Origin of the sequence: Streptomyces sp. AM8-1-1 (genome assembly GCF_032229325.1) — a bacterium.
Classification (GTDB): domain Bacteria; phylum Actinomycetota; class Actinomycetes; order Streptomycetales; family Streptomycetaceae; genus Streptomyces; species Streptomyces achmelvichensis.
The window spans coordinates 1,870,513-1,884,397 of record NZ_CP135086.1; the positions used below are offsets into that span (position 1 = coordinate 1,870,513).

The window sequence follows — 13,885 nt, forward strand, 5'->3', positions numbered from 1 at the left end:
CGAGAGCGGGAGTGGTGCCGGATGGACGAGACGAGGGCACGTGAGGTGCTGAGGGCCGCCGGACTGCCCGCCGACGCGGCGCTGCTGGCGCTCGGCGAGAACGCGGTCTTCTCGGCGGACGACCTGGTCGTGAAGGTCGGCCGGAGCGTCGGCGACGAGACCCTTCAGGCGCGGGCGGAACGCGAACTGGCCATCGGCGTCTGGCTCGCGGAGGCGGGGGTACCCGCGGTACGGCCCGCGGAGCCGCGGGCACGGCGGGTCGAAGGGCATCCGGTGACGCTCTGGCACCGCCTCCCCGACGCGGTACGCCCGGCCGACGCGACGGACCTCGCCGGTCTGCTGCGTCAGGTGCACGCGCTGCCCGAGCCGGACTTCACGCTGCCGCGGCGGGAGCTGCTGGGCGGGGTCGAGCGGTGGCTGCACCTGGCCGGGGATGCGATCGACCCGGCGGACGCGGCCTTTCTGCGGGAGCGGCGCGACGGTTTCGCGGCGGCGTCTGCCGCGCTCACTCCGCACCTGCCGCCCGGGCCTATCCACGGGGACGCACTGCCCCGCAATGTCCATGTGGGCCCGGACGGCCCGGTGCTGGTGGACCTGGAGACGTTCTCCGGCGACTTCCGCGAGCACGACCTGGTGGTGATGGCCCTGTCCAGGGACCGGTACGGCCTGGGGTGGGAGGCGTACGAGTCCTTCACCGAGGCGTACGGGTGGGATGTGCGGGAGTGGGAGGGGTGCGAGGTGCTGCGGGGCGCACGGGAGACGGCGAGCTGTGCGTGGGTGGCGCAGCACGCGCCGACGAACGAGGCGGCGCGGCTGGAGTTCGGCCGCAGGGTGGAGTCCCTGCGGACGGCCACGCCGGACGTCCGCTGGTACCCCTTCTGACCATCCGTCTCCAACCCGCGCGACCGGGACGGCCGCGCGACCCGCGTCGCCCCGACCCGAACGGCGTCAGGCCTGGAGCACGGCCTGGATGTCGAGGTCGATCTTGATCTTGTCGCCGACGACGGTACCGCCGCCCTCGAGGGGCATGTCGAAGGTGATGCCGAACTCCTTGCGGCTGATCTCGGTCGTGGCGGCGAACCCGGCCCGGGTGCCCAGGGGGCTGTCGACCTGGACACCGTTGTACTCGACGTCGAGCTCCACCGGACGGGTGGTGCCCTTGATGGTGAGGTCGCCGGTGACCGTGTAGTCCGTGCCGGAGCCGCGCACGCCGGTCGTCACGAAGGTCATGACCGGATAGCGGTCGCTCTCGAAGAAGTTGGTGCTGCGCAGGTCGTTGTCGCGGTCCTCGTTGCGGGTGTCGATCGAGGACATGTCGATCTCCACGCGTGCGGAGGAGAGCAGCGGGTCCTCGGCGATGGTGATCTCGCCGGAGAATCTCTCGAAGCTGCCGCGGACCTTGGACACCATCAGGTGGCGTACCGAGAAGCCCACCGAGGAGTGGACGGGGTCGATGGTCCACGTGGCGGGGGTGAGGTCCGGGATCTGCTGTGCAGCGGTCATGCGAAGCGCCTCCGAGTGTCGTTCGAACCGTCGACAACGGTCTCGTGGGATGCGTAACCCGGTCGGACGTCACCAAACGGCCCGTCCGGGCGAGGCACCGCCGACCCCCTGCCGTGGCGCGTGCACGGCCCCGGCCCGTCCCCGGATGGCCCCGGACGGCGCTCTTCGTCACCGGACGGGAGGACGTCAGGAGCCCGTCGGTGCAACCTCCCGCAGGGGCCAGGACGCGTCCACCGTCGCGTCCGCGCTCCCCTTGCGCCGCAGGAAGGCCTCGAAGTCCGTCGCCCACTGTGCGTACCACTCGATCTGACGCTCATGCAGCTGCTCCGGCGTCAGCGACGCCACCGGCACATGACGCTGAGCCAGCGCGCACGCCACCCGCACGGCCGCCAGCGCGTCGGAGGTCGCGTCGTGGGCGGTGTCGAGCAGCACGCCGTACTCTCCGCACACCGCCTCCAGATTTCGCTTCCCCTTGCGGTAGCGGTCGACGGCGCGGTCGATGGTGTACGGGTCGATCACCGGGCCGATGGGCCGGCCGTCCAGCCGGTCGCTCAGCGACGCCAGCCCGTGCCGGCGCAACTCGGCCGTCAGCAGCGTCAGATCGAACGCGGCGTTGTACGCGACCACCGGCACGCCCCGCGCCCAGTACCCGCACAGCGTCGAGGCGACCTCCTCGGCCACCTCGCGCGCCGGACGTCCTTCCGAGGTCGCCCGCTCACTGCTGATGCCGTGGATCGCCGAGGCCTGTGCGGGGATGAGGATGCCCGGGTCCGCGAGCCACACCCGCCGGTCCACCGGCTCCCCCGCCCGGACCTCGACGACCGCGGCCGTTACGATCCGGGCCTCCAGCGGCTCCGTGCCCGTCGTCTCCAGGTCGAAGCCGACCAGCGGTTCCCCGTGCCAAGCCATCGTGGCCCTCCTCCGTACTGCGTGATGCTGTCCCCCGTGCGTTGCTCACCCTGCCACGCGGCACTGACAACCCGGGCCGCCGGCCGCCGGCCGCCACCGATCGGTCCGGTCAGGAGACGGGCCGTGAGTCCGCCCAGACGGACTCGAACTCCTCGCGGTAGGTCTGGAACAGACCGTTCTCGGTGTCGTTGCCGGCGCGGACCACGGCCCGGCCCCCGCCGCGGAGCACCAGGACGGGCGCCTCCATGCCGCGCGCCTTGCGCAGATAGGACTGGATGACGGCGAGCCCGTCGGCGCCGTCGCCGTCGACGAGGTAGGCGGTGAAGCGCGGGGTCTCGTCGAAGACGTGGATCTCGAAGGCCCCGGGGTCACGCAGCCGGGAGCGCACCCGGCGCATATGGAGGATGTTCATCTCCACCGTGCGGCTCAATTCGCCCTTTCTGATGCCCAGTTCCCGCTCGCGCCGCTTGACCGCGCTGCTGGCCGGGTTCAGGAAGAGGAGGCGGATGCGGCAGCCCGACTCGGCGAGGCGGACCAGCCGGCGGCCGGAGAAGTTCTGGACGAGGAGGTTCAGGCCTATCCCGATGGCGTCGAGCCGGCGCGCGCCGCCGAACAGGTCCTCGGCCGGCAGCTGGCGCTGGAGCCGTACCCGGTCAGGGTGGACGGAGACGACGTCCGCGTACCGGTCGCCGACGAGCTCCTCGACCGCGTCGACCGGGAGCCGGTCGGCGGAGGGGACGCCGGCGCCGCTGCCGAGTATCTCCAGCAGCCGCGCCGAGGCGCGCTCCGCCTGGGCGAGCACCGCCTCGTTCAGGGCGCGGTTGCGGGAGACGACGTTGCGCGCCACCTCCAGCTCGTCCAGCGCGAGCTCGACGTCGCGCCGGTCGTCGAAGTAGGGCTCGAAGCAGGGCCAGTGCTGGACCATCAGCTCGCGCAGCTGGGGCAGGGTGAGAAAGGAGAGGACATTGTCGTCGGCGGGGTCCAGCAGATAGCCCTTGCGACGGGAGACCTCGCGTACGGCGACGGCCCGCTGCACCCACTCCTGCCCGGCGGGCCCGGCCGCGGCCACCACCCAGTCGTCGCCGTGCACCGGTTCGTAGATCGGGCGCAGCACCGCGGCCACCACGGCCCGCAGCCGCTGCTCCACCAGATTCAGCCAGATGTAGGCCCGTCCGGCCCGTTGCGCGCGCGTACGCACCTCGCTCCAGGCGTCCGCGCCCCAGTCCAGTTCCGCCCCGATCTCCATCGGCCTGGCGAGGGAGACCGCTCCTGGCGGGACCTCGGCGGAGTCCCCCTCGTGACTCGCGTCACCTGGGGGTAGCTCCAGCCCTCCCGAGCTCACCCGCGCACCGCCTTCCCGTCCCCCACCCAACGATCAAGGAAGACTACTCCGCATGCGGGACAAGGTGCAGCCGGATCGACGGGCGGCTTTCCCAACTCCCTTGATCCTTCTGGACGTTCCGCCTGGCGAGATCTGCCGGAGTGAGGGGTTTCATAGCGGTTGGGGTACCCGGGCGACAGAAGGAACACGATGTTGACCGCGTCGTCCACTGCCATGGAGGCGTTCGGCGGCGATACTTTCGGGGAGGATCTGGGCCAAGTGCCCTCCAGCACCCGGATCAGAAGTGGAAGAGTCATATCTATGCAGGTCTGGCCGGGACAGGCGTATCCGCTCGGCGCCACGTACGACGGCGCCGGCACCAACTTCGCGGTGTACTCCGAAGCCGCACAGCGCATCGAGCTGTGCTTGCTGCACGACGACGGATCAGAAACGGCGGTGGAGCTGCGCGAGACGGACGCCTTCGTGCGGCACGCGTATCTGCCGGGTGTGATGCCGGGTCAGCGGTACGGCTTCCGGGTGCACGGCCCATACGAACCGGAGCGGGGGCAGCGCTGCAATTCCGCCAAGCTGCTCCTCGACCCGTACGCGCGTGCGATAAGCGGAAGCATCGACTGGGGCGAATCGGTGTACGGCTACCACTTCGGCAAGCCGGACTCCCGCAACGACCTGGACTCCGCGCCGAACACGATGACGTCGGTCGTGGTCAACCCGTACTTCGACTGGGGCGACGACCGGTCCCCCCGGACGGACTATCACCGGACGGTGATCTACGAGGCCCATGTGAAGGGCCTGACGATGCTCCATCCGGAGCTGCCGCAGGAGCTGCGCGGCACCTACGCGGGGCTCGCGCACCCGGCGGTCCTCTCGCATCTGACCGAGCTCGGGGTGACGACGCTCGAACTGATGCCGGTGCATCAGTTCGTCAACGACCACCGGCTGGTGGACGCCGGTCTCAACAACTACTGGGGCTACAACACCATCGGCTTCTTCGCCCCGCACAACGCCTACGCCTCCTGGGGCGACCGCGGTGAGCAGGTGCTGGAGTTCAAGCAGGCGGTGCGGGCCCTGCACCAGGCCGGTATCGAGGTCATCCTCGACGTCGTCTACAACCACACGGCCGAGGGCAATCACCTCGGCCCCACGCTGTCCTTCCGGGGCCTCGACAACGCCTCGTACTACCGGCTCACCGACGACCGCCGCTACTACATGGACACCACGGGCACCGGGAACTCGCTGCTGATGCGCAGCCCCCATGTGCTCCAGCTGATCATGGACTCGCTGCGGTACTGGGTGACCGAGATGCACGTCGACGGGTTCCGCTTCGACCTGGCGGCCACGCTGGCCCGTCAGTTCCACGAGGTGGACCGGCTGTCGTCCTTCTTCGACCTGGTGCAGCAGGACCCGGTGGTCAGCCAGGTGAAGCTGATCGCCGAGCCGTGGGACGTGGGCGAGGGCGGCTACCAGGTGGGGAACTTCCCGCCGCTGTGGACCGAGTGGAACGGCAAGTACCGCGACACCGTGCGGGACCTGTGGCGGGGCGAGCCGCGCACGCTCGCCGAGTTCGCCTCCCGGCTGACCGGCTCGTCCGACCTCTACCAGGACGACGGCCGACGGCCGCTCGCCTCGATCAACTTCACCACCTGCCACGACGGCTTCACCCTGCACGACCTCGTCTCGTACAACGACAAGCACAACGACGCCAACGGCGAGGGCAACCGCGACGGCGAGAGCCACAACCGGTCCTGGAACTGCGGCACCGAGGGCGACACCGACGACCCCGAGGTCGTGGAGCTGCGGGACCGTCAGATGCGCAACTTCATCGCGACGCTGATGCTCTCCCAGGGTGTGCCGATGCTCAGCCACGGCGACGAGTTCGCCCGCACCCAGGGCGGCAACAACAACGCCTACTGCCAGGACAACGAGGTGTCCTGGGTGCAGTGGCCCGAGCCGGGCACGGACACGGACGGCACACTGCTCGCCTTCACCCGGGCGATGGTGTGGCTGCGCCGCGACCACCCGGTGTTCCGCCGCCGGCGCTTCTTCCACGGCCGTCCGGTGGAGGGGACGCACGACGAGCTCTCGGACATCGCCTGGTTCACGCCCGAGGGCGAAGAGATGACCCAGCGGGACTGGCAGGCGGCGCACGCCAAGGCGCTGTCCGTCTTCCTGAACGGGCACGCCATCTCGGAGCCCGGGCCCCGGGGCGAACGGATCGGCGACGACTCGTTCCTGCTGATGTTCAACGCCAGCGCCGAGGAGCTGGACTTCGCGGTGCCGGTGAACCACGGCCGGCAGTGGCAGGTGGTGGTGGACACCGCCCGCAAGGAGGGCGTCCCGCCGGGCGAGGGCCCGAAGGTGGCGGCCGGTGAACGGGTGAAGCTGGTGGGCCGGAGCCTGACGGTGCTGCGCCGGCCGGCCTGAACCGCCGGCCCCGACCGAGATTCCCGGCGCGCGGCCACGGACATCAGCGGGCGGAGCTCTCCACGGGCTCCGCCCGCTCCGTCGTCGCCGGTGCCCCGGTCCGTACCGTCCACGACAGCACGGCGCACAGGGCGGCGGCCGCCACCGCCACGGCGAAGGCCGCAGCCGGGCCGCCGGACTCCGCGAGCGCGCCGGACAGCATGACGGCCGCGGCCTGACCGGCGACGACACCGCTCGTCAGGAAGGCCATGCATTCGGCGAGCCGGGCGGCCGGGACACCGCGCTCGGTCAGGGCGAAGACCGTGATCAGCTGAGGCGCGTACGCGACGCCGAGCACGGTCACCACCGCGTACAGAGCGCCGAGCGAGTCCACGAACAGCAGGGGCGCCGACAGGACGACCAGCGCGGCGGTCGAGACCCGCCAGCGGGTGGTGAGCCCGAGGCTCTGCGGGAGGGCGGCCATGGCGAGGCCGGCCGCCGCGCTCATCACTCCCATGGCCGCATAGACCAGGGCCGCTTGTTCCGGACGTCCGAGCCGGTCCGTCAGTGCGGTGATGCCGGCCTGCGAGGCGCCGAACATGGCGCCCTGGAGGACCATCGCGATCCGCAGCCCGTGGACGGCGCCGGACAGCCGGGGCTTTGCACGGGACGGGGCCGGTGCGGCCGTGGCTCCGGTCCGTGCGGCCGTCGGATGCAGGGCGAAGGCCGTGCCGCACACCGCCAGCAGCGCCGCGGCCATCAGCAGCGCGGCCGCCGGATGGGCGAGGGCGGCGGCGATGCCGACGAGCGCGGGACCGAGGACGAACGACACCTCGTCGAGGGTGCCCTCGAAGGAGAGCACCGCGCCGGTCACCCGGTCGTCAGCGCCGGAGCCGCGGGCCAGGGCCACCGAGCGGCTGCGGGCCAGCGGACCGATCTGCGGCACCGTCGCGCCCGCGAGAGCACCGAGGAGCACCAGCAGGGCTGTTCCGGCGTCGCCGAGGGCGGCGAGCACGAGTGCGGTCACCGCGACCGCGTTGGCGAGAGCGGCGGCGAGCACGACGCCCCGCTGGCCGCGGCGGTCCGCCGCACGGCCGAGCAGGGGGCCACCCACCGTCTGGCCCCCCGCCAGCGCTCCCCCGACGAGTCCCGCGGCCGCGAGGCTGCCACTGGTCTCCGCGACCAGCAGCAGACTGCCGAACTGGCACATCGCCGTGGGCAGTCGCCCGAGGAAGGAGATGACCGGCAGCAGCGGCCCGGTGAGGGCCACGACCTCGCGATACGTGCGGAGCATCGGGCGAACGTAACCCGATCGGCCGATACCGGCGCAGGGACGGATGACACAGAAGCCCTCAAGGTGGGTACGTACGTTCGCATGAGGCCCACCGCCACGTACCGGCTCCAGATCCAGCCGGACTTCCCGTTCACGTCCGCCGCGGCAGCAGTGCCGTACATCGCCGGACTCGGCGTCTCGCATCTGCATCTGTCGCCGGTGCTGGAAGCCGTGCCCGGCTCGACGCACGGGTACGACGTCGTCGATCCGACCCGGGTGCGTGAGGAGCTGGGCGGTGAGGAGGGCCTGCGGGCGCTCGCCCGCACGGCACGCGAGCACGGTCTCGGGCTCGTCCTGGACATCGTGCCGAACCACATGGCGGCCGTCCCACGGCACAACCCCGCCCTGTGGGAGGTGCTGCGGGAGGGACCGCTCTCCCCGTACGCGCCGTGGTTCGACATCGACTGGGAGGCCGGCGGCGGGAAGGTGCTGCTGCCGGTGCTCGGCGGGCGGGTCGGCGACGAGCTCGGCTCCCTGAAGGTCGAGGGGGATGTGCTGCACTACGGGGAGCAGCGCTTCCCGCTGCGCGAGTCGACGTCACACCTTCCGCTGCCCGAGCTGCTCGAAGCGCAGTGGTACCGGCTCGGCTGGTGGCGCCTCGCCCGCACCGAGCTCAACTACCGCCGCTTCTTCACGATTTCGGACCTGATCGGGGTCCGGGTCGAGGACCCGGACGTCTTCGAGGCCACGCACAGCAAGATCCTGGAGCTGGTGCGGGACGGTGTGGTGGAGGGGCTGCGAATCGACCATCCGGACGGGCTCGCCGACCCGGAGGGCTATCTGCGGCGGCTGGACGAGGCGACGGGTGGCGGGTGCTGGACCGTCGTCGAGAAGATCCTGACCGGTGACGAACGGCTGCCCGCAGGCTGGCCGGTGGCGGGCACGACGGGGTACGACGCGCTGCGGCAGCTGGACGGGCTGTTCACGGATCCGGTGGGCGCCGGGGAACTGGTCACGCTGTACCGGGAGTTCGCGGGCCCCGCGGGCGACCGCGGCGGGTACTGGGAGGCCACGGTGCGCCGCGCCGCGTACCGGGTGGTCACCCATGAACTGGCCGCCGAGACCGCCGCGCTGACCCGGCTGGCCGAGCGGGTGTGCGACCGGGATACAGCGCTGCGCGACCATGCGCCCTGGGCGCTGCGGACGGCGATCCGGGAACTGCTGGTGCGGGTGCCGGTCTACCGTCCGTACCGCGTCGGCGGGGACGAGGTGCTCACCGTGAAGGCGGCGGCGAGCGCCAAGGGCGCCTTCGCGGTCCCGGAGGAGGGCACCGCGGTCGACGTGGTGCGCGATCTGGCGCTCGGCCGGCTCGGCGACGGCCCCGACCACGTGGCCTTCCGTGCCCGCTTCGCACAGACGTCCTCGGCCCTGCGCGCCAAGTCCGTGGAGGACACGGCGTTCTACCGCTACGTCCCGCTGATCTCGGCCAACGAGGTCGGCGGTGACCCGGGCAGCCCGGCGGTCGCCCCCGAGGACTTCCACGCCTACTGCGAACGGCTGGCACGCGACTGGCCCGCCACCGGCACCGTGCTGACCACCCACGACACCAAGCGCAGCTCCGATGTGCGGGCCAGGATCGCGGTGCTGTCCGAGTGCCCGGACCGGTGGGCGGCGTTCGTGCAGCAGATCACCGAGGAGGCGGGCCGGCTGGAGGGCGGGCGGGCTCCCGATCCTCATCTGGCCTGGGTGGCATGGCAGACCGCCGTCGGCTTCGGGTTCCCCTACGAGGGGCGGCTGCGGGAGGCACTGCTCAAGAGCGTGCGGGAGGCGGCGCTGCACACCACCTGGACGGAGCCCGACGAGGCGTACGAGAAGGCCGTCGCCGACTTCGTGGAGGCGGGTCCCGAGGGGCCGCCGCTGTATTCGGTGGCGCAGTTCGCGCGTGAGCTGGACCCGTTCGTGCGGGCCAATGTGCTGGGGTCCGCGCTGCTCCAGCTGACGATGCCGGGGGTGCCCGACCTCTACCAGCGCACGGAGGGTGAGTTCCTGGCGCTGGTGGATCCGGACAACCGGTACCCGTTCGGCGAGGCCGTGCCGAACGAGAAGACGGCGCTGACCCGCGTGGCGCTGCTGCTGCGCCGGGAGAGGCCGGAGGCCTTCGGCGAATCGGGGACCTATGTGCCGCTGGCCGCCAGCGGTCCGGCCGCCGCGCACTGTGTGGCCTTCTGCCGTACGGGCGAGGTGGTCACGGCCGTCACCCGGCTCTCCAAGCGCCTGTCGGCGGCGGGCGGCTGGGAGGGGACGGAGTTGTCCCTGCCGCCGGGACGCTGGGCGGATCTGCTCGACGGGGCGCGGGAGTTCGACGGTGGCGCGGTGCCGCTGGACACCCTGTTCGCGGACCGGCCCGTCGCGCTCCTCAGCCGCACGGCCGTACGAGAAGGCTCCGAGGGGAGCGGGTGAACAGTCCGGTCGCCGCGGGCCGGAACCCGTCGGCCCACCGGAGGCGGGGCATCGCGTCGAAGAGCGCGCGCAGTCCGTGGTCCGCCTCCAGCGCGGCGAGCTCCACGGCGGGGCAGTCGCCGGGCCCGAAGGTCAGCTGACCGCTGTCCTCCCGGGTGAGGTCGAACAGGTCGGGTTCCCGGAACCGGTCGGGGTCGCGGCCGGCGGCCCCGACCAGACAGGCGACGGCGGCGCCCGCGGGGATCGTGCCGCCGCTCACCCGTATCTCGATGGCGGCCCGGCGCACCACGACGAGGACGGGCGGGTCGCGGCGCAGCGACTCCTGCCAGGCGCGCCCGATCAGCCCGGGGACCCTGCGGAGCGCGGCGACGCGGTCGGGATGGCCGAGGACGTTGGCGAAGAAGGACGCGAGGGCCATCTCGCGGACCGACAGTTGGGCGACGCACCTCCCGGCGGGACCCGCGGCAGGCGCCCGTCGTCCGCGCCCGCCGAGGGATCCCGTGGGCAGCCAGCGGCAGAACTCCTCGACCAGGTCTGCCTGTTCACGCCGGGCGATGCGGTGCGCGAGGACGTACGAGGTGCGCTCGACGACCTCCTGCATCGCCAGCGGCACGGCTCCCCGGTGCCGGCCGCAGGCCCGGTCGCCGGGCCGGCGGCCGTCGACGAGGCGGGGGTCGCGCAGGGCCGCGGCGACGTCGGCGTAACGGCTGAGCAGCCAGGCGCCGATGGAGGGGTCGTGGACGAGGGGATGGTCCTCGCGCAGCCGGCGGTAGTACGCGTACGGGTCCTGCTCACGGGTCTGGGAGAGCAGGCCGGGCAGGGGCGCGGGACGTGCCGTCGCGGAAGGCTGGACCGGTATCAGATCGCCGGGGGCGGCAGCGTCCATCGTGACTCGTTTCCCTGAGGCCGCCGCGCGCGTCTGGTCACGCGGATCTCCCCAAGGCGACCACCGGTACGCGCTCGGCGCAGTCCGCGTGCGCCGGACGGGTGAGGATGCGGCGGGCTGGGGCTCGTCCGCGGGTGGGCTCGGGCGCGGAACGGCCTGCGTAGGGACGTAGGGCGTCGGGCCGGAGGGGCGTCGGGCCGGATCGGGGGCCGGACCACCTGCCCCGTCAGCGCGCCGTGAGCCGGAAGCTCATCCGGCCGAAGCCCACCATGTCGCCCTCGCGCACCACGACCGCGCCGGTCACCCGCTGTCCGTTGACGGTGGTGCCGTTGGTGGAGCCGAGATCGCGCAGGATCCACCGGCTGCCCTGCAGGCCCAGTTCGGCATGCAGCCGCGAGACGCTGTCGTGGCTCAGCCGCAGACCGTTGCCCGGGTCGCGGCCGATCCGCAGGGGGTACGGGCCGGGTTCCGGCAGCAGCAGCGGGGGCAGCTTCTCGGCCTGCCACGCCCTGCGGAGGCGTACGAAGAACGCGGACACTCCGCCCACCGCGCCGAACAGCACCTGTGACGCACGGTTCTCGACGCGGAGATCGGCGGTGAGCACGCTCAGTTCCTCCGGCCGGCGCGCGACCAGGGCCAGCTCCATGCGCCGCAGGAAGGTGTCGTGCGACAGCTTGCCCTGCGCGGCGCCCTCGCGGAGCACGCCGACGACACGGTCCCGCTCGGCATCCGAAAGCCGTGCGGGGTACGTGTGGAACTCGGGGGACGACGTCACGTCCGTAATTGTCGGGCCGAAAGGCCTGAGGTGTCCAGAAGAACCGGCGTTCTCATCCCGCCCGACCTGCCGCTGACCTGCACGGAAGCAACCATTCCGGCCCGGGAAAACCTCGTTGCCCCTGCCCGCGCGGCTGTTACTGTCCCTCGGACCCGGACACCGAGGAGCCCTCACACGTGACAGCTGCACCGGCGGCACACCCGGAGTTCACCGTCCGCGCGCTGAGCGGACCGGACGAACTCCCGCTGTTCCAGCGCCTTTCGTACGTTCTCGACCATGAACTCGAGGACGATCTCGCCACCGGCCGGCGGCGGCCCGAGTGGATGTGGGTCGCGTTGCGCGGGGAGCGGGTGCTCGCCCGGCTCTCCTGGTGGACGACCGCCGGCGGCGACAGGCCGCTCGCTCTCGACTTCTTCGACGTCGACGACGAACTGCCCCCGGCCGAGCGGTCGGAGGCCGGGCTGCGGCTGCTGAAGACCGCGACCGCCGCGGTCCTCCCGGCGGACGCGCCCCGGCCGGAGTACGGACGCTTCGTCCCACCCGACTGGAGCGAGGACCCGGCGGCCCGCGCGGTGGTGGAGACGCGTACCGCCATCCTGGAGGCGACGGGCGCCCGGCCGCTGGTGGAACGGCTGCGGCTGGAGTGGCGCCCGGGAACGGCCGTGCCGGCGCCGGGCGGACGTCTGGACTTCCGCGCCGTCGCCGGCCGGGACGATCTCCTCGCGCTGATGACTCCGGTCATGGAGGGCACCCTCGACGCGCACACCCGGGACGATCTCGCCTCCGGCCTCAGCGCCCGCGAGGCGGCGGAGAAGCACTACGACGAGGAGCTCGCCGGCTACGCGTCGCCGCGAGCGTGGTGGCGGATCGCCCAACTGCCCGGCAGCGGTGAGCCCGTGGGATTCGTGATCCCCGCCCGCAACAACTACAACGCGATCATCGCGTACATCGGGGTGCTGCCCGGCCACCGCGGCAAGGGTTACATCGACGAGATCCTCGCCGAGGGCACCCGCGTCCTGGCCGCCGAGGACGTTCCGCGGATCCGGGCGGCGACGGACCTGGCCAATGTGCCCATGGCCAAGGCCTTCGAGCGGGCCGGGTACGTGAACTTCGAGCGGGCGCTCAATTTCGTCTGGGACTGATGCCGGCGCTCGACGTCGCCCGGGCCCGACTCCGAGGACCGGGACCGCGGGCCGGAGTTCACCGGGGAAAAGCACTGGACGGCCCGGGCCGGGCCGTCTACGGTGATCACAACGCCTGTGACGACGGAAGGAGGCGAGTGCGATGTGCACCACACGATTCCCGCGCTCCCGCCCCGTCCGCCCGGCGTTCGCAGTCTGACCGGGAGCGCATCAACCCTGATCTCTTCCCGGAGGACATCCTCATGACCGATCTGGTCATCCGCGCGCTCGACGAGAGCGACGCACACCTCTTCGACTCGCTTCCCGACCCGCTCGGCGTCGGCCGTGCGCTGTCCCGCGCCACCCACCGGCCCGACTGGAAGCGCGTCGCCCTGCGCGACGGCAAGGTCGTCGCACGGGCCGCCTGGTGGGGCGGGCCCGACGACACGGCCCCTGTCAACATCAACTGGTTCGATGTCGCCGACGGCGAGGAGGACGCGGGCGCCGAACTGCTGCGCACCTCCCCGCACCAGGTGGAGTACGAGCTGATCCTGCCCGCCGGCTGGCGCGAGGACCCGGTCCTGCGGGCCGCAGGTGAGAGCCGGCTGCGGGCCGCGCAGGCGGCCGGGATGACGGTGCTGGTGGAACGCTTCCAGTACCGGTGGACACCGCAGAACGGGCTGCCGGAGCGGCCGGGCCGGCTGGTCTTCCGGCCGGACCCGGACGACGAGGTGTTCCTCGACGTCCTGCGCCGGGTGCACTCATCGACCCTCGACGCCCATGCCCTGCGCGCGATCGCGGAGGGCGGTCCGGACCGGGCGGCCCAGGAGGAGCTGGACTTCTTCCACTGGTGCCCGTCGCCGCGCGAGTGGTGGCAGCTGGCCCACACCCCGGACGGTGAACTGGTCGGGTTGCACATCCCGGCGCGCAATCCGTCGGGGCCGTGCGTCGGCTTCATCGGGGTGGTGCCCGAGCAGCGCGGTCGCGGTTACGCGTACGACCTGCTCGCCGAGTGCACGCACTTCCTGGCCGAGCGGGGCGCGGAGTTCATCGCGGGCGCCACCGACCAGGGCAACTTCCCGATGGCGGCGAACTTCACCAAGGCCGGGCACCCGGTCGTGCAGGAGCGCGTCCACCTGGAGCCGGGCTCGCAGGACTGAGGTGAGGGCCGGGGCGTCCGGGGTTCCGGGCGTCCCGGCCCGCGTCCTCGTCTCCC

General features: G+C 72.2%; 11 protein-coding genes. 5 read left to right on the top strand and 6 right to left on the bottom strand.

Features of this window, described 5'->3' with window-relative positions; genetic code table 11:
* Positions 1-21 precede the first annotated feature (21 nt).
* Positions 22-882 carry a phosphotransferase enzyme family protein gene (locus tag RPQ07_RS08525; protein ID WP_313943470.1) on the top strand — a complete coding sequence of 287 codons (861 nt, stop codon included), beginning with the start codon at positions 22-24 and terminating at the stop codon, positions 880-882.
* Positions 883-948: 66 nt separating this feature from the next.
* On the opposite strand, the gene RPQ07_RS08530 is transcribed toward RPQ07_RS08525, so the two are convergent.
* The 3 genes from RPQ07_RS08530 to RPQ07_RS08540 all read right to left on the bottom strand — a co-directional run bounded on the left by RPQ07_RS08530 (position 949) and on the right by RPQ07_RS08540 (position 3,754).
* On the bottom strand, positions 949-1,503 hold the full coding sequence (locus RPQ07_RS08530; protein WP_313943472.1) for a YceI family protein: 555 nt from the start codon (positions 1,501-1,503) through the stop codon (positions 949-951).
* A 186-nt stretch (positions 1,504-1,689) separates the two neighbouring features.
* Entirely contained in the window at positions 1,690-2,412 is a 723-nt protein-coding gene (locus RPQ07_RS08535) for a 3'-5' exonuclease (RefSeq protein ID WP_313943473.1), read from the bottom strand.
* Positions 2,413-2,521: 109 nt separating this feature from the next.
* A complete protein-coding gene (locus RPQ07_RS08540; protein ID WP_313943474.1) occupies positions 2,522-3,754 on the bottom strand; it encodes an SAV2148 family HEPN domain-containing protein in 1,233 nt (410 codons plus the stop codon).
* A gap of 300 nt (positions 3,755-4,054) precedes the next feature.
* On the opposite strand from RPQ07_RS08540, the gene glgX reads away from it, so the two are divergent.
* A complete protein-coding gene (gene glgX, locus RPQ07_RS08545; protein ID WP_313943475.1) occupies positions 4,055-6,175 on the top strand; it encodes a glycogen debranching protein GlgX in 2,121 nt (706 codons plus the stop codon).
* A 43-nt stretch (positions 6,176-6,218) separates the two neighbouring features.
* On the opposite strand, the gene RPQ07_RS08550 is transcribed toward glgX, so the two are convergent.
* Positions 6,219-7,448, bottom strand: a complete 1,230-nt coding sequence (locus tag RPQ07_RS08550; RefSeq protein WP_313943476.1) for an MFS transporter — start codon at positions 7,446-7,448, stop codon at positions 6,219-6,221.
* 81 nt (positions 7,449-7,529) lie between these two features.
* Between RPQ07_RS08550 and treY the strand changes: the two genes are divergently transcribed.
* Positions 7,530-9,887, top strand: a complete 2,358-nt coding sequence (treY, locus tag RPQ07_RS08555; protein ID WP_313943477.1) for a malto-oligosyltrehalose synthase — start codon at positions 7,530-7,532, stop codon at positions 9,885-9,887.
* On the opposite strand, the gene RPQ07_RS08560 is transcribed toward treY, so the two are convergent.
* The gene (locus RPQ07_RS08560) at positions 9,844-10,773 is read right to left on the bottom strand and encodes a cytochrome P450 (RefSeq protein WP_313943478.1); all 930 of its coding nucleotides are present in this window, start codon (positions 10,771-10,773) and stop codon (positions 9,844-9,846) included. The genes treY and RPQ07_RS08560 overlap by 44 nt on opposite strands.
* 226 nt (positions 10,774-10,999) lie before the next feature.
* Positions 11,000-11,548: a DUF1707 and FHA domain-containing protein gene (locus tag RPQ07_RS08565; protein WP_313943479.1), complete on the bottom strand. Its 549-nt coding sequence runs from the start codon at positions 11,546-11,548 to the stop codon at positions 11,000-11,002.
* 176 nt (positions 11,549-11,724) lie between these two features.
* Between RPQ07_RS08565 and RPQ07_RS08570 the strand changes: the two genes are divergently transcribed.
* A complete protein-coding gene (locus tag RPQ07_RS08570) occupies positions 11,725-12,690 on the top strand; it encodes a GNAT family N-acetyltransferase (RefSeq protein ID WP_313943480.1) in 966 nt (321 codons plus the stop codon).
* A gap of 242 nt (positions 12,691-12,932) precedes the next feature.
* Positions 12,933-13,829, top strand: a complete 897-nt coding sequence (locus RPQ07_RS08575) for a GNAT family N-acetyltransferase (protein ID WP_313943481.1) — start codon at positions 12,933-12,935, stop codon at positions 13,827-13,829.
* The last annotated feature ends 56 nt before the right edge of the window (positions 13,830-13,885 follow it).